The sequence below is a fragment of the Aeromonas sp. 75A genome, assembly GCF_051919425.1.
Classification (GTDB): Bacteria; Pseudomonadota; Gammaproteobacteria; order Enterobacterales; family Aeromonadaceae; genus Aeromonas; species Aeromonas veronii.
Window position 1 is genome coordinate 2691542 of sequence record NZ_JBQBES010000002.1, and the last position, 15447, is coordinate 2706988.

The window sequence follows — 15447 nt, forward strand, 5'->3', positions numbered from 1 at the left end:
TTTTGTTGGTAAAAATCACCACCTGGTTGGCTATTCTCACCAATAAACGCTTCTTGAATTTCCTCGGTAAATTCCCATCTATATGTAAAATAACAATAATTTTTCTTGGCACGGCTCTTGTAATGCAATGGGAAGAGATAGCCATCCCATCAACAAGGAGCCAGACCATGAGCGTATTCAGCCGCCTGACCGACGTGATAAATGCCAACCTGCACAGCCTGCTCGACAAGAGTGAAGAGCCGGAGAAGATGCTGCGCCTGATGATCGAAGAGATGGAGCAGGTGCAGGTCGAGATGCGTACCCAGGCCGCCCGCGTGATTGCCGAACAGAAACAGCTGGAGCGTCACCAGCAGGGGTTGCAGGCGCAGATCCTGGAGTGGTCGGCCAAGGCCGAGCTCGCCATTCAGAAGGGACGTGAGGATCTGGCCCGCGCAGCCCTCACCGAGAAGCTGGCGGAGGTCAAAAAATGTGAACAGCTGGAGCAGGACAAGGCCCGGGTGGCCGAGGTGCTGGCCCAGCTCACCGCCGACAGCGAGCGACTGGCTGCCAAGCTGACCGAGGCGCGCGAGAAGCAGAAACTGCTGACCCTGCGCGAGCAGACGGCCCATAGCCGCATTCGTGCCCGCGCCCAGGTGGACAACCAGCGGATGCATGAGCTGATGGCGCGCTTTGACGGTTTTCAGGGCCGGGTCGATCAGCTGGAAGCCCAGCTGGAGGCGGCCACCCTGGGGCAGAATCCCTCGCTGGAGGCCCAGTTCCGCGAGCTGGAGCTCAATGACGAGATCGAGCGCGAGCTGGCTCGCCTCAAAGGCCAGAAGGCGGAGGTGTAATCATGAGCCCCTGGCCCAAGGATCTGGTGCATCGCAAGCTGACCGGGGTCTGCGCCGGTATTGCCAGGCGGTTGGGGGTCTCCAGAGTCACGGTGCGGGTGGTGGCACTGCTCGCCCTGATCCTGATGCCGCCGCTGGCACTGGCCGCCTATCTGCTGGCGGTGCTGGTGATGCCGCCCCGTTATGAATTGAAGCGCTGGCTGGATTGACCGAAGGGTTGCCAAGCCGGCAGACAAGTTACTGATAAGGAGCAAGTTATGCTGGAATTTTTCATCTTGCTGGTGGTGCTGCTGGTCATGGCACTGACCGGTTTTACCCTGGTAGCCATGTTGCTGGTGAGCGGCCTGTTCGTGCTGCTTGGGGCGCTGGGCGGCATGCTTGCTCTGATCATCAAGCTGGCCCCCTGGTTGCTGCTGGTGCTGGCGGTTTGCTGGCTGATCAGCAACCGCAGCAAGCGTTCCAATACCTACCTCTAACCCGCCTGAGGTTGTGCAAGACGTTGTGTGATGCTCCCTGATTTCCCCTTTCCGGCCACTCATCGAGTGGCCTTTTTTTGCCTGTCGTCCTCAAGGCTGGGTGGCTGCGGGTAACCACTGGGGGCTCCAGCTCTGCCAGAGTGCCGGGCTGTGGATCAGCTGCTCCTTGAAGGATTTCGGCTGCTGCTTGAGGCGATATTCGATGCGCAGGGCTGCCCCCTTCTCGCCGACTTCCTGTTGCCACGCCAGCGTCAGTGGCCCCTTGCCGCGCAGGGCGCGAGCGCCCTTGCCGCTCTGGTGCTGACGCAGACGGCGCAGCGGATCCGTGCTGATCCCGGTATAGAGCAGGCCGGTGGCGGTGCGCACCATGTAGACAGACCAGCGGGAAGGGGCGGATGGTTGCTGTACCGGTGTGGTGGTCGCGGGTTCTCTCATTCAAATTCTCTGTGCCAAACTCAGAGGCAGCTCAAGGAGGTGCGATGAGAGTCTGGTTTTGGTTGTGGTTACTGTTGTCGGTCCCGGCTCTGGGGGAGACGATCCGTCTCTACGATTACCATCAGCATCCCCCCTTCAACACCGGAGTGGATGCAGGGCTGAGCCGCGAGCTGGTCAAGTATCTCAATGAAAAGCTGGGGGGTGAACCCAGAATCGAGCTTTGGCTGGTCAATCGCGCCCGGCTAGCGCTGGAGATGGCGGATCCCGACTTTGACGGTCTGGTGGTCTGGGTCAATCCCGCCTGGGTGGGAGATCCCCATCGTGAGCGTTATCTCTGGACCTTTCCGGTGATGCGCGACACCAACGAGCTGGTCTCGAACATTGACAACCCGGTCACCTATCGCGGGCCAGACTCCCTCAAGGGGTTGGTGTTTGGCGGGGTGGAGGGCTACCGCTATCAGGGGATCGATGATGCCGCTGCACGGGGAGAGCTGGTGCGTCAGGATGCCAAGAAGGTGAAGACCAATTTTGAGCTGCTGGTGCGCGGCCGCATCGATGTGACGCTGGTGAGTGGTTCATCGCTGGGCTTTTTCATCGACGCACAGCACTATCAGGGCAAGCTGTTTATCTCACCCTTCCCCCAATCCAGCTATACCCGCCATATCCTGCTGCCCAAATCCCGTCCCGAGCTGCATGCCACCCTCAACGACATCGCCGAGCAGATGGACAGGGATCCCCGTTGGCACAAGGTGCTGGAGTCCTATCGCGGTACGCCCTGAGGGCGGCGCTTGAGCCGGTGTAGCGGCAACAGGCTCACTAGCAGACCAGCCCAGACGAAGGCGAAACCGACCGCCTTGATGGGGTCCGGCGCCTCACCAAACCAGTAGATGGCGAGCAGGAAGGCGAGGCTGGGCTCGATATATTGCAGCAGCCCCACCGTGCTCATCCGGGTTCTCGCCACCGCGTAGCAGAAGAGCCCCACCGGCAGCAGAGTAGCGGGCGCACTGCCCATCAGCAGCAGCTTGTCGGCCAGATCCCCGTTCACGAATGCCCCTTCCCCGTGCCACGCCAGCGTGCCGATGATGATCAGCGCGACGGGCAGTTGCACCATGGCTTCCAGATAGAGGCTGGTGCCGGTGTCGTAGTGGATCTTCTTCTTGATAAGGCCGTAGCAGGCGAAGTTGGCCCCCATGATGAGGGAGAACCAGGGGAGTTGGCCGTAGCAGAAGAGCATGTAGGCGAGCCCCGCCAGCGCCAGGGCGACCGCCAGATGCTTTTGCGGGGTGAGTCGCTCTTTGAGGAAGATGACGGCGAATACGATATTGAACAGCGGGGTCATAAAGAAGGCGAGGCTGGTGGTCAGCACCTGCCCGGTAGTGAGGCACCAGGTGAACATGCACCAGCTGATGGACATAACGGGGCCCGCCAGCAGAATGAGGCCGAGCTGGCGCGGCTCGCTGCGCAGTTGTGCCCAAGGCACCTTGTGGCCAAGCAGCAAAAACAGGGCACCCAGCAGCACCACAGACCAGAGCACCCGGTGGGAGATCAGCTCCCACATGTTGACCTCGGGCATGAATTGATAATAGAGCGGCAGCATCCCCCACAGGATGAAGGAGAGGGTCGCGGTGCCGGTACCTAGCCAGTTTTTCATTATTATCCGTTTATTAAATTAAACACCCATGGCGATAGTAGGGGGCGCGCCCTGTTTCCACAAGAGGGAAAACAAGGAAATGCTGGTACTATCAACGTCATGCAGCGAATCGATAAGTTGTTTGGGCAAATCAGGGCCTGCCGTCTGTGCGAGGCTCATCTGCCGCTGGGGCCTCGTCCGGTGATCCGCGGGGCCGAGAGTGCCCGCCTGCTGATCATCGGTCAGGCGCCCGGCACCCGGGTGCATGCCAGCGGTATCCCGTGGGATGACCCCTCCGGTGACAGGCTGCGCCAGTGGCTTGGTGTCGATAAGGCCACCTTTTACGACCAATCCCGCATCGCCATCATGCCGATGGGGCTCTGCTATCCCGGCAGGGGAAAATCCGGCGATCTGCCACCCAGACCCGAGTGCGCACCCACCTGGCACGACAAGGTGCTGATGCTGCTGCCCAATATCGAGCTGACCCTGCTGATCGGACAATATTCACAAGCCTACTATCTGCGGGGGGCAGCCAAGGGATCGCTCACCGAGACGGTGCGCAGCTGGGCCGACTATGGCCCCGGCTGGCTGCCGTTGCCGCATCCCTCCCCGCGCAATACCCTCTGGCTCAAAAAGAATCCTTGGTTCGAGGATGAGATCGTCCCCCATCTGCAGCAAAGGGTCGCCCCGCTTCTGGGGAGACCCTGAGTATTAGAGCGCTGGCTCGGCCAGTGGTTTTGGCTTGCTGCGGGCCATGGCGATGAGCGGCAGGACGATGCAGATACAGCCCAGCAGCAGCGGCAGACCGGGCTGCTCGTCAAACAGCCACACCCCGATGGCCACTGCCATCAGCAGACCGGTGTACTCCGCCGAGGCGATCTTGCTCGCCTCCGCCTTGCGATAGGCCACCACGCACAATCCCGCATAGACCATGATCAGCGCCGAGGAGCCAAAAGCGGGCCACCACATCTGCCACTGCCAGTTGCCCCCTTCCCACCAGGCCAGCGCCAGAATGAAGGGCATGCTCAGCACGTTGGTGAAAAAAAGGGTCTGGGCGATGGGCTGCTTGAGCGGGATCCGCTTGATCAGCAGGTTGTTGAGCGCCATCGACAGCGCCACCCCGAGCGCCGCCAGCGCGGCCCAGTTCACTTCGGTCGGGCGCAGCACGATCAGTACCCCGATAAACCCGATAACCGCGGTCAGCACCTTCTGGCGCGAGATCGCTTCTCCTGCCATCCACACCGCCAGCGGCACCATCATCAGGGGGGCGGCATAGAAGAGGGCATTGGCAGTGGCGAGCGGCAAGCGGGTGAGGGCCACCACCATCAGGCAGACGCCGACCGCCCAGATATGGGCCCGCAGCAGGTGCCACTTGATGGCCACCGGCGGGTTGCGGCGCCATGACCAGAGCAGCCAGGGCATCAGCAGAATGGCGGCCGAGAGCTGGCGGAAAAAGACAAACTGGAAGATGGGCTGATCCGGCTCCAGCACCTTGACCAGCGCATCGGAAAAAACTGCCACCATATTGCCCAGCACCAGATAAAGGATGCCGATCCCTACTGCATTCATACCACCTCCCACTTCAGATGAGCGGAGGGTAGCGTGCCGGTTGATATCCAGTAAAATGATAAAAAATGACCACTCATGAGATATTTAGATAATGAAGCTTCCTCCCCTGCGCGCGGTGCAATATTTCGAGGTAGTGGCCCGGCTGCTCAGCTTCTCCCGTGCCGCCCTTGAACTGAACGTCAGCCAGAGTGCGGTCAGCCACCAAATTCGTCTGCTGGAAGATTTTCTGGGTGAGCGCTTGCTGCTGCGTCAGGGGCGTCTGCTCTCGCTGACAACCCAGGGGGAGAGTTACTTTGAGGGGATTGCCGCCGGGCTCAGCCAGATTGCCCAGAGCAGCGAACAGTTGCGTGGTGGCGGCGAGATGCGAGTCCGGCTCGCGGTCTACAGCTCCTTTGCGGTGAAGTGGCTGATCCCCCGCCTGGCCGGATTGCGCCAGCTCTATCCCGAGCTGGATCTGAGTCTGGAGATGGTGGCGGAAGATCCCGAACTTTCCGATCGGGTGGCGGACTGCTTTATCACTGTGTCACCCAACGGGCGTGGCTACTGGCACGATCTTATCTATCAGGAGCGGCTCTTTCCGGTCTGTAGTCGCCGCCTGTTGCAGCAGATCAGCGGGGAGTGGCCCGAGGCCATTTGGCAGCTGCCGCTGCTCTCGGTGCAATCCATCTACAAGGCGCGGGGGGAGGATTGGCAGCGCTGGGCCAAGGCGGGCGGGCTGGTGATCCCGGACGAGGCGCGGATGCACCATTTCAGCCATGTGCTGCTGGCGATGGAGGCGGCGGCCTGGGATCAGGGGGTGGCATTCGTGAATGATTACATGCTGCGGCCCGATGATCCCCAGCTGGTGGCCTTGCCGGTACACCAGCTGGAGACGGGGGATGCCTTCTACTTTACCTGCAAGCGCTCGCGGGCCCATGAGCCCGCTATCAGCCGGTTGCGCCAGTGGCTGATGATGGAGACACGCCAGAGCATGCCGTTGTAATTGCTCGGGTTATCAGGCTCTCTTGAACTGGCTTAGGACAAACAGGCTGGTGGCACAGACGACGACCGAAGGCCCGGCCGGGGTGTCCTGATACCAGGATAGGGTCAGCCCCCCCAGCACGGCGAGACAGCCGATCAGCGCGGCAAAGCCAGCCATCTGCTCCGGCGTCTGGCTGAAGCGGCGGGCGGTGGCGGCGGGAATGATCAGCAGGGAGGTGATGATCAGCGCGCCGACAAACTTCATCGCCACGGCAATCACCAGCCCGATCAGCAGCATCAGTACGCAGCGCAGCACATCGACCCGGATCCCTTCTACCCGTGCCAGCTCTTCCGAGATGGTCATGGAGAGCAGGGGATCCCACAGTCGCCACAGGGTAAGCAGTACCAGCGCGCCACCGCCGTAGATCCAGAGCAGATCCATCGGTTGTACCGAGAGCAGGTCGCCGAACAGGTAGGCCATCAGATCCACCCGCACGTTATCCATAAAACTCAAGGTAACCAGACCGAGCGACAGGGCGCTGTGGGCCAGAATGCCGAGCAGGGTATCGGTCGCCACCTGCTGGTTGCGGCTCATGATCACCAGCAGCATCGCCATGGCGAGGCAGCAGACCACTACCGCCAGAGTGAGATCTACCTGCAGCAGGATGCCCAGCGCGATGCCGAACAGGCAGGCGTGGGAGAGGGTATCGCCAAAATAGGCCATCTTGCGCCATACCACGAAGCTGCCGAGGGGGCCGGCCAGCAGGGCGATGCCGAGACCGGCCGCGAGGGCGTATAACAGAAAGCTGTCCACTTGAATGTCCTGTTGCTTGCGCTATTTGCTGTGAGCGTTGTTGCGAGAAGGCAGTCGGATGACGGGAGCCTGCGGTTCATGATGATGGTGTTCGCCGTCGCAGTGGTGATGGTGGGTATAGACAGCCAGCACCTCCTGCTCCGGTCGCCCGAACAGACGGGCAAATTCGGGGTGGCGCGCCACGCTTTCCGGCTCGCCATGACAGCAGACGTGGCGATTGAGGCAGATCACCTCGTGGGTGCTGGCCATCACCAGATGCAGGTCGTGGGAGACCATCAGCACGGCGCAATTGAACTCGGCGGCGAGCTGGCCGATCAGGGCGTAGAGCTCGATCTGGCCGGTGATATCAACCCCTTGCACCGGTTCGTCCAGCACCAGCAGCTCGGGCTTGACCAGCAGGGCGCGGGCCAGCAGTACACGCTGCATCTCACCGCCGGAGAGCTTCTGCATCCGGTTCTCCAGCAACCCTTCGGCGCCCACCCGGACCAGAGCTTCCTCGATGGAGAGACGGCTGTTTTTGCCCAGCTGCAGGAAGCGGCGCACCGTCAGCGGCAGGGTGGGATCCAGATAAAGGCGCTGGGGCACATAGCCGACTCTCAGATCGCGGCTGCGGGTGATCTTGCCCGAGTCCGGGGTGAGCAGACCCAGCACCAGCTTGCTCAGGGTGCTCTTGCCTGCCCCGTTGGGGCCGACTAACGTGGTGATTTTGCCTTTATTGAGGGTAAAGGAGACCTTGTCGAGCACAGAGCGTCCATCAAACGAGAGAGAGACCTCTTTCAGCTCTACCAGTTGGCTCATGACAACTCCGGGGTTTACAGCCAGTGAGAGTTATAATATAACAAAAAGCAGCTGTTATATTATCACATACTCACCCCCTGACGAGATTCACCAATGAGAATTATTGCGCTTTTCACTGCCCTGCTGGCGGTGAGTTTGCCTGTTCGTGCCATTGAGGTACTGACCACCATCAAGCCGCTAGGCTTCATCGCAGCAGCGATCACTGACGGCGTGAGCGAGCCCAAGGTATTGCTGCCGACCGGTGCCTCTCCCCACGATTTCTCCCTGCGTCCGTCCGATATTCGCAGCATCAACAGTGCCGATCTGGTGGTGTGGGTTGGCCCCGAGCTGGAAGGTTTTATGGCCAAGCCGCTGGCCAACCATCCCCATGCTCTGGCCCTGACTCAGGTTGAGGGGATGCCGCTGTTCAACTACGCGACTCAGGATAGTCACGACTCCCATAATCATGATGATCACGATCATGCCACCCACGAGCATGGTGATCATGATGAAGGGCATGAGGGACATCATCACGAAGGGGTCGATCCCCATATCTGGCTTGGGCCTACGCAGGCCAAGATGATTGCCAAGGCGATCGCAAGTGAATTGGGCAAGCTGGATCCGGCCAATCAGGCTCGCTATGACGCCAACCTCGCCACCTTTGATGCCAAGGTGGATGCCAAAGACAAGGTGATTACCGGCCAGATGAAGGCAGTGAATGAGAAGGGGTACTTTGTCTTCCACGAGGCGTATGGCTACTGGGAGCGCCATTACGGCATGAGTTCAAAAGGTCACTTTACCGTGAGCCCTGAGCGTCGCCCGGGCGCCAAGACCCTGGTGGATATCCGCAAGGCACTGGAAGAGAAGCAGGCGAGCTGCATTTATGCCGAGCCGCAATTCTCACCGGCTGTGATCGAATCGGTGGCACGCAATACCGGCGCCAAGGTGCTGTTGCTGGATGAGGTGGGTGAACAGGTGCCGCTCGGCCCGGATGGTTATCCCCAATTCATGCAGCAACTGGCAGACGCATTTGCCCAGTGTCGCTGATCAGCGGCTGAGCCTCTCATCCGGAGGGGCTATACTGACCTCCAGCATCTGACATGGAGTGTCCGGTATGAAATGGTTGTTGATCCCGGCTTGCACGTTGGCGCTATGTTGCGCCAACGTGCAAGCTTCGCGTCTTTCCGAATATATTGCCAGTCCGGACCTGCGGGCCAAGCTGCAGGAAGTGTATGGTGGCCGGGCCATCCAGCGCGCCGAGGCATTTTCTCGCTTGCTCACCCCCAGAGCGGGTACAACCGACCAGCAGAAAATCGAGCTGGTGAACAACTACTTCAACAATCTCACCTACAGCGAGGATCCCAAGCTGTGGGGGGATGAGGATTACTGGGCCAATCCGCTGGAGTTCATCGGTGCCCGGGGTGGGGATTGCGAGGATTACAGCATCTCCAAGTACTACACCCTGATGGAGCTGGGGGTGGATGAGAAGAAGCTGCGACTGGCCTACGTCAAGGCGGTGCGTTACAACCAGTTCCACATGGTGACGCTCTACTTCCCGACACCCAAGGCTGACCCACTGGTGCTCGACAACATCAACAGCCGGATCCTGCCTGGTAGCAAGCGTACCGACCTCATTCCCGTTTACAGTTTCGATGCCAAAAGCATCTGGATCATGAAGTCACGGCGGGAAGGGACGCTGGCGGGGAGTGCCGATCGGTTGGCGCAGTGGACATCGATGAAGACCCGTTTCTCCAGCGAGCAACTGCGCTCTCCTCGTCGTCAGTTATAGCTTGCCCGCCGCCTTCAACTCATCGAAATATTTCGCTGCGCCCGGATGCTGCTCAATACTCAGCACCGGGCCGGTTTTATTGCGTGCCCGGTGAAACATATTGGCGTAGCCATAAGTTTGCTCATTGAACTTGGTTTGCTGGGTCAGCATGGCCTTGGTCAGGCGATAGACAGACTCTTCCGGCATGGTGGCATTGGTGACCAGGGTGGCGGCAATGGCAAAGGTGGGAGTTGCCTTCAGATTGCCGGGGTAGATGCGGGCGGGCACCTGACTACGTTGGTAATATTTGACCCCCTTGAGTAGCTGATCACGGGTGACCCCATCGATGGGGAGGAAGCTGACTGCGCAACGTTTGGCGGTGTCGAGCACAATCCGGTTAGGGTGTCCCATCACCAGTGCAAATGCGTCGATCTGCTTGCTGCAGAGCGCATCCGGCAGGTTGGCCATGCTCTTCAGATCGAGATCCTGCTCTTTCGCTCCCAAGATGTTGAACAGGGTCAGCGCCGTCTGGCGTGTTCCCGAGTTCTTCAACCCCATGTCGATGGGGGCGAGCTTGAGCTGTTCCAGTGAAGTGATATCGCCATCGGCACGGATCACTATGGTGAAGGGCTCGGCATGGGTGGCAAACAGGGCGCGCAGCTCAGGTTGCGGCTGCGTGGCAAAAGGGCCCAAGCCCTGGCTTGCCTGATACAGCCAGTCTGACTGCACCATGGCGTAGGAGGTCTCGCCACTCTTCAGCCGCGTCAGGTTTTCTATTGAACCCGATGAACTCTGCAGTGTGCACGCAAGTTGCTCGTCGACCTCATGAGCCAGACGGCAAAACTCTTTGGTTATCTGGTGATAAATCCCCTGCTCACCACCGGTAGTGAGAGTCACGGTTTCAGCCATCAGGCCGGGTTGCCATAGCAGGGGCAACAGCATGGCGAGCTTCTTCATGATTGCGTCTCCTTGGCATAACCATCGATACCCCAGGTCCGCAGTTTGTCGATGTCGTTACACTCTCCCGATTCTGCTAGCAGGGTATAACCAGCGGCATGCATGGTCTGGGAGAGCAGATTCCAGTAGAGCGGCTCATCGGTCAGCTGACAGCTGATAAAAATGGGATTGAGCGGGTCAAGTTGATTGAAGGTATCCGCATTGAGGGGAATGGCGCTGAAGGCGAGCTCACCCCCCTGTTCCTGCAACGCAGCCAAGGTAGACTGGCCGTGGGCGGGAAAGGTGGCTACATCCCAGCGCCAATCCAGTGTTTTTCCTCGCCCCTGGCTTAGCAGAGGGGCGATCTCGGACCATTGCGGGTGATTGAGTAGGGAGAGGGGCAGCAAGACCCCTTCTATATGAGAGTGCTGCCACTGTTGCAGGGCGCTCTGGATGGTTGCGAGATCGCTGTCGGCACCGAGGGGCTGACTGGGCAAGAAACGCTGATAGAGCGCGATCTCCCCTTGTGTGGAGACAAATTTTTGCAGTTGCCCGCCTTCCGGCAGTGGGCTCACTCCTTGCAGCGGCTGTGGGGGCGTCAGTGGCAGCTGTTTTCCCAGCTGGGTGATTTTGAGTCGTTGTTGCAGCAGATCCCGTTTGCGTTCGGAAACCAATTGGTTGATGGAAAGTGCCACTTCTTTGAGGTCTTGCAACCAGGGAGTGGGCAGGGTGCTGTTGAACTGGTGTTTGCGGATACGGATCAGCTGCAGGTTGATCTGCTCCAGGGGCTGCAGCAGGCGTTTGCACACCAGGGAGATGATCAGGGTAAATACGACGAGGCCCGCCAGCAGCGCCAGACCGGTGCGACTGATGGCATTCCACAGATGCTGATAGGCGTAGCCGCTATGTCCTTCAAGGGTCAGAGTGCCCAGCATGCGCCAGCCATCGGTCAACTCTTGCTCAATCTTGACGGGGGGCATGCCGATAACCGAGGGAAGCCAGCCGGGGACATTTTGCTGGGTAGAGTGGAAGACCTTCTGAAACAGCAACTGGCCATCAGGATCGATCAGGGTGACCGAGCTGACGAAGCCGCCGTCGAACATGGCATTGACGATGGTCTCGGCCAGTACATTGTCGTCATTGAGCAGGGTTCCTTGCAGCACCAGCCCGAGAGCGGTGATGGCGGTTTCCAGGTTGGCTGACATCTGGTCGAGGATGGATTGGCGGACCGTCGTGACTTCCAGTGCAAACAGCAGCGCTGCACCGATCAGGAACAGGACGACAATTATTCTGATTAACAGTTTTGCTAACGACATATCCACTCCATGGAAAAGTTATCGCAACATTTCAGGTTTCTATTCAGTATCGAATCCGACCCGGTTCTTAAAAATAGGAAAAAATGGTTAAAAAAGACGATCATTTCTGCCCATCCGGGCGGGTTATGCATAAAATGTGAGGTTCATGCAGATTGTGATGAACTATTTGTAACTATTTGTGTCCAACAAACAGTTTTATACGGTTTTGTCACAATTGACATCGCAACTCACACTCTTTAGATCTAAATACAGGATAGCGGATGAAACGTCTCCGTCCCTTGGTAGTACAGGCTGCCAATTGGGAACCACCGGTTCCCCGCAAACACTTTTACGCCATGCTGATGCTGACGGCCATGACCCTGTCAGCAGTGGCATTATTGCCAGCTCCGGGTGACATCCTCGAGCGGCCGCTGCGTCTTGAGTTGCCCATTGATACCGCCGGTACGGCAACCAACGAAAACAACACCGACTTTAACGAAATCCCCGATCACGAACTGGTTGATCAGAGTGCGCCGGATGACGACATCCCGGTCGACACCACCCCCCAGTGGCAGGATTACCGGGTCCGCAACGGCGAAAACCTGACCGCCATTTTTAACAATCTCGGTCTCTCCACCACCACCCTCTACAAGGTGCTGGACGCGGACAACAAGAACTATCTGGCGCGCCTCAAGCCGGGCCAGAATATCGAGCTGCTGATCGATCAGGACAACATCCTGCAGCAACTCAAAATCCGCCTGAACATCAAGCAGACGCTGGTGATGGCGCGCAGCGATGATGCCTATACCGCCTCCATGATCAATGAGAAGGTCGAGTGGCAACCGCAGCGTTACAACGGCGTGATCAACGGCAGCTTCTATGTCAGTGCCCGCAATGCGGGGATTCCGGCCAACCATATCCAGAAAATTGCCAACCTGTTCCAGTGGCGAATGAATTTCGCCAAGGATCTGCAGAAGGGCGACAAGTTCAAAGTGCTGGTACGCCAGGAGACGGTGGAAGGCAAGAGCACTGGCAACAGCCAGCTGCTGGGTGTGGAAGTGACCAGCCAGGGCAAGACGGTGTCGGCCTGGCTCTCCGATGACGGCAACTATTACGACGGTCAGGGCAACAGTCTGGAGCGCGGATTCCGCCGCTACCCGACCCACAGCCGCTATCGGATCAGCTCCAATTTCAACCCGGCGCGCAAACATCCGGTAACCGGTATGGTGCGTCCTCACGAGGGCACCGACTTCGCAGTGCCGGTGGGTACGCCAGTGCTGGCGACCGGCGATGGCGTCGTCCAGAAGGCAACCAGCCACCCGCTGGCGGGCACCTATATCGTCATCAAGCATGGCCGTACTCTCTCTACCCGTTATCTGCACCTGAGCAAGCTGCTGGTCAAAACCGGTCAACGAGTGAAGATGGGCGACAAGATCGGCCTCTCCGGCAACACTGGTCGCTCGACCGGTGCTCACTTGCACTACGAGCTGCGGATCAACAACCGCCCGGTCAATGCCATGACCGCCAAGCTGCCTATGGCTGAACCCCTGAGCGGCAAGGAGCGTCGTCAGTTCCTTGCCAAGGTGAAGAGCTACCGCAAGGAGTTGGCAGCGGGTTGATACCTGTCGTCACAGCCTGAAATGAAAGGCCCCGCCAGATTGGCGGGGCCTTTTTACATGCGCAGTGAGGGTTAGTAACCCTTGTCGAAGTCGATTTTGCCATCCAGTGGCTGGCCATCGATAAAGCGGATGTAGTTGCGCACAAAGATCTGGGCTACATCATCCGGGAAGCTGTAGGCGCTGTTGTGGGGGGTGATGATGAGGTTGGGTTGGCCCCACAGTGGACTGTCGGCGGGCAGTGGCTCCTGCTCGAACACATCCAGCACCGCCATCGCCAGCTTGCCGGTGCGCAGTGCGGTGAGCAGATCGCCCGAGTGTACGGCGCTGCCACGGCCGACGTTGAACAGGATGGCGCCCGGTTTGCAGTGTTCGAAGCGGGCGGCATTGAACAGATGACGGGTATCGCGGGTGGCAGGCAGCACGCTGACGATGACATCGGCCTGCGCCAGCATCTTGTTGAGCGCAGGGAGTTGATAAACCTGATCAAACCCGGCCCGCTCCCGACCGCTGCGGCTGATGCCCAGCACCTTCATGCCAAAATGTTTGCCGGTGTGGGCAATATGCTGACCAATGCTGCCGGTCCCCAGGATCAGCATGGTGCGCCCCTTGAGGCCCTGATAGGAGTGACTCTGCCACAGTCGCTGTTTCTGCTGTTCCCGATAAAGGGGAATTTGGCGCATCAGGCTGAGCAGATGACCAAAGACATACTCGCTCATCAGCGGGCCGAAGATGCCGCGGACATTGGTGAGCTGGTAGTCGCGGCGACTGTCAGGGTCGAGCAGCACATCGACTCCCGCATAGGTGGACTGGAACCAGCTCAGCTTGTTGGCTTTGGGCAGCAGCGGTTTGGCACGGGCCGGTTCGGCCATCAGAATATGGGCTTCGCCGATCAGCTTCTCGGCATCGCTCTGGTTATCGGCTCGCAGAATGCGCAGATGGGGGAGATTGGCGGCCTTGAGCAGCCGTTCGTAGTGAGCATTATCCTGGCTGAGCAAAAGAAGGGTACGTTGGCTCATACTCTTGTTCCTTATCAGAATTTGCGGCGCAACAAGATGCCGCTCTCGACCCATCTTACCTGACTTCATATCGCAACATAGCCGACCAGGGCGCTTTTTCGTTTTCGCCGCGCCCCTCGTGGGCTACAATCTGCCCCACATTTTGCAAAGGATCCGACTCCAGTGTTTGGTGACAAGTTTTATAAGCGACTGGCCGAGCTACAGCCTTGGCAACAGACCGTCTACACCCTGGCGCTGGCAGAGCGCATGTACCCCAACTATGCCCTGTTCTGTCAGGCTTCCGGCTTTGGCAATGCTGGTGCTTTCCGGCATGCGCTGGATCAGATGTGGGTCTACCTCACCGTCAAGGGATCCCGGGTCAATCTGGGTGCCATTCTCGAAGAGTTCGAGTCTCACATTCCGGATCCCCGCAAGTTTGAATCCTACGGTGCCTATCCCGCGCTGGATGCCTGTGTTGCGCTGGGCTGCGCCTACAACTCGGTGATCTGCCGGGTCGGCGAAGAGGCCAACGATGCCAGCCATGCGTCAGTCGGTACCGTGGCCGGTTTTATCGAGCTGCTGGAAGAGCGGGATCTGACCGAAGAGGAGCTCTACGAGCACGAGTACATGGAGGCCGAGCTGGAGTTCCAGGTTGAACTGCTCAAGCGGGTTGCCCATGAGCGCGACAGCGATCGTATCCTGGCTATCAGAGTATTCGCCTCTCAGGATGGCGTCTCCAATATCGGGATCAGCCTGGAAGAGTAATTCTCTGCGGCCCCTGATCGAAAAAAGCTCCCGTTCGGGAGCTTTTTTTATGCCTGAAATTGTTCAGCAGCTTATGCCTGCTCTTCGGTGAGGGGTCTGACGCTCAGCACCGGGGCGGCATCGATTTCGTCTGCATTCATCATGGAGGAGATGCGTTGCAGGGAGGAGAGCAGCAGGGTCTGTTCCCAGGTTTCAAGGGATTGAAAACGTTGGATAAAGCGCTCTTGCAGCGGGGTCGGGGCCTGAGCCAGCAGGGCGCGGCCTGCGTCAGTCAGTGTCGCGTGAACCTTGCGCTTGTCGGTATTGCTGCGAACGCGCTGCACCAGTTGGCGGCTCTCCAATCGGTCCATGATGGTGGTGGCGGTGGCCTGGCTCATGTTGGTGTGATCGGCCAGCTGACGCATGGAGATCTGTCCCAGCTCGTCGATCCCTTTTAGCAGCAAGAGTTGCGGAGAAGTGAGCCCGGCTTCTTTGATCAAGCGCCTGGAGTGCATGTCGATGGCACGAATAATCTGGCGCAGGGCGACCAGCACTTCATCATGTTTTTCCATGGGGTATGCGTCATTGGAAGGCTATGG

Annotated in this window: 19 protein-coding genes; 10 read left to right on the forward strand and 9 right to left on the reverse strand. The window is 59.0% G+C overall.

All coding sequences use genetic code 11. The annotated features are described in order from the left end of the window. Positions 1–167: 167 nt before the first annotated feature. Genes pspA through pspG form a run of 3 tightly spaced genes read left to right on the forward strand, consistent with a single transcriptional unit; the run spans position 168 to position 1306 of the window. Positions 168–830, forward strand: coding sequence for a phage shock protein PspA (gene pspA, locus ACTG2T_RS12610; protein WP_058057954.1), 663 nt, complete (start codon positions 168–170; stop codon positions 828–830). A gap of 2 nt (positions 831–832) precedes the next feature. Next, positions 833–1039 (forward strand): PspC domain-containing protein, encoded by a 207-nt coding sequence (locus ACTG2T_RS12615; protein ID WP_005335873.1) that lies wholly within the window; start codon positions 833–835, stop codon positions 1037–1039. 48 nt (positions 1040–1087) lie between these two features. Further along, the gene (pspG, locus tag ACTG2T_RS12620; protein WP_005335871.1) at positions 1088–1306 is read left to right on the forward strand and encodes an envelope stress response protein PspG; all 219 of its coding nucleotides are present in this window, start codon (positions 1088–1090) and stop codon (positions 1304–1306) included. 90 nt (positions 1307–1396) lie between these two features. Here the strand turns inward: pspG and ACTG2T_RS12625 are convergent, their stop codons facing one another. After that, complete coding sequence (locus ACTG2T_RS12625; RefSeq protein WP_047434463.1) at positions 1397–1741, reverse strand: GIY-YIG nuclease family protein; 345 nt, start codon at positions 1739–1741, stop codon at positions 1397–1399. A 44-nt stretch (positions 1742–1785) separates the two neighbouring features. On the opposite strand from ACTG2T_RS12625, the gene ACTG2T_RS12630 reads away from it, so the two are divergent. Then, entirely contained in the window at positions 1786–2520 is a 735-nt protein-coding gene (locus tag ACTG2T_RS12630; protein ID WP_330125456.1) for a substrate-binding periplasmic protein, read from the forward strand. Here the strand turns inward: ACTG2T_RS12630 and rarD are convergent. Continuing rightward, positions 2502–3392 (reverse strand): EamA family transporter RarD, encoded by an 891-nt coding sequence (gene rarD, locus ACTG2T_RS12635; protein ID WP_042052465.1) that lies wholly within the window; start codon positions 3390–3392, stop codon positions 2502–2504. The two genes, ACTG2T_RS12630 and rarD, sit on opposite strands and share 19 nt — an antisense overlap. A 99-nt stretch (positions 3393–3491) precedes the next feature. Between rarD and ACTG2T_RS12640 the strand changes: the two genes are divergently transcribed. Further along, positions 3492–4079: a uracil-DNA glycosylase family protein gene (locus ACTG2T_RS12640; RefSeq protein ID WP_330125457.1), complete on the forward strand. Its 588-nt coding sequence runs from the start codon at positions 3492–3494 to the stop codon at positions 4077–4079. A 3-nt stretch (positions 4080–4082) separates the two neighbouring features. Here ACTG2T_RS12640 and ACTG2T_RS12645 read toward each other — a convergent pair whose 3' ends face one another. After that, positions 4083–4940, reverse strand: coding sequence for a DMT family transporter (locus ACTG2T_RS12645; protein ID WP_149152160.1), 858 nt, complete (start codon positions 4938–4940; stop codon positions 4083–4085). 91 nt (positions 4941–5031) lie between these two features. Here ACTG2T_RS12645 and ACTG2T_RS12650 point away from each other — a divergent pair, with 91 nt between their 5' ends. Next, a complete protein-coding gene (locus ACTG2T_RS12650; protein ID WP_330125458.1) occupies positions 5032–5922 on the forward strand; it encodes a LysR substrate-binding domain-containing protein in 891 nt (296 codons plus the stop codon). A 12-nt stretch (positions 5923–5934) separates the two neighbouring features. On the opposite strand, the gene znuB is transcribed toward ACTG2T_RS12650, so the two are convergent. After that, the gene (gene znuB, locus ACTG2T_RS12655; RefSeq protein ID WP_005354863.1) at positions 5935–6714 is read right to left on the reverse strand and encodes a zinc ABC transporter permease subunit ZnuB; all 780 of its coding nucleotides are present in this window, start codon (positions 6712–6714) and stop codon (positions 5935–5937) included. Between the two features lie 21 nt (positions 6715–6735). After that, a complete protein-coding gene (gene znuC, locus ACTG2T_RS12660; protein WP_330125459.1) occupies positions 6736–7512 on the reverse strand; it encodes a zinc ABC transporter ATP-binding protein ZnuC in 777 nt (258 codons plus the stop codon). A 93-nt stretch (positions 7513–7605) separates the two neighbouring features. Between znuC and znuA the strand changes: the two genes are divergently transcribed. Beyond that, positions 7606–8538 carry a zinc ABC transporter substrate-binding protein ZnuA gene (gene znuA, locus ACTG2T_RS12665; RefSeq protein WP_150389734.1) on the forward strand — a complete coding sequence of 311 codons (933 nt, stop codon included), beginning with the start codon at positions 7606–7608 and terminating at the stop codon, positions 8536–8538. A 67-nt stretch (positions 8539–8605) separates the two neighbouring features. Beyond that, positions 8606–9280 (forward strand): transglutaminase-like cysteine peptidase, encoded by a 675-nt coding sequence (locus tag ACTG2T_RS12670; protein ID WP_005335848.1) that lies wholly within the window; start codon positions 8606–8608, stop codon positions 9278–9280. On the opposite strand, the gene ACTG2T_RS12675 is transcribed toward ACTG2T_RS12670, so the two are convergent. Together ACTG2T_RS12675 and ACTG2T_RS12680 are read right to left on the reverse strand one after the other, a co-directional pair. Then, positions 9275–10216, reverse strand: a complete 942-nt coding sequence (locus tag ACTG2T_RS12675) for a TAXI family TRAP transporter solute-binding subunit (protein ID WP_330125460.1) — start codon at positions 10214–10216, stop codon at positions 9275–9277. The two genes, ACTG2T_RS12670 and ACTG2T_RS12675, sit on opposite strands and share 6 nt — an antisense overlap. Then, positions 10213–11511 (reverse strand): LapD/MoxY N-terminal periplasmic domain-containing protein, encoded by a 1299-nt coding sequence (locus tag ACTG2T_RS12680; RefSeq protein WP_330125461.1) that lies wholly within the window; start codon positions 11509–11511, stop codon positions 10213–10215. The genes ACTG2T_RS12675 and ACTG2T_RS12680 overlap by 4 nt, the downstream gene beginning before the upstream one ends. A 260-nt stretch (positions 11512–11771) precedes the next feature. Between ACTG2T_RS12680 and mepM the strand changes: the two genes are divergently transcribed. Further along, positions 11772–13109 (forward strand): murein DD-endopeptidase MepM, encoded by a 1338-nt coding sequence (mepM, locus tag ACTG2T_RS12685; RefSeq protein WP_042081590.1) that lies wholly within the window; start codon positions 11772–11774, stop codon positions 13107–13109. A 71-nt stretch (positions 13110–13180) separates the two neighbouring features. On the opposite strand, the gene ACTG2T_RS12690 is transcribed toward mepM, so the two are convergent. Then, a complete protein-coding gene (locus tag ACTG2T_RS12690) occupies positions 13181–14125 on the reverse strand; it encodes a D-2-hydroxyacid dehydrogenase (protein WP_330125462.1) in 945 nt (314 codons plus the stop codon). A gap of 162 nt (positions 14126–14287) precedes the next feature. Between ACTG2T_RS12690 and ACTG2T_RS12695 the strand changes: the two genes are divergently transcribed. Further along, complete coding sequence (locus tag ACTG2T_RS12695; protein ID WP_005335839.1) at positions 14288–14869, forward strand: YjaG family protein; 582 nt, start codon at positions 14288–14290, stop codon at positions 14867–14869. Between the two features lie 71 nt (positions 14870–14940). Here ACTG2T_RS12695 and ACTG2T_RS12700 read toward each other — a convergent pair whose 3' ends face one another. After that, a complete protein-coding gene (locus tag ACTG2T_RS12700) occupies positions 14941–15420 on the reverse strand; it encodes a MarR family winged helix-turn-helix transcriptional regulator (protein ID WP_042081587.1) in 480 nt (159 codons plus the stop codon). Between the last annotated feature and the right edge of the window lie 27 nt (positions 15421–15447).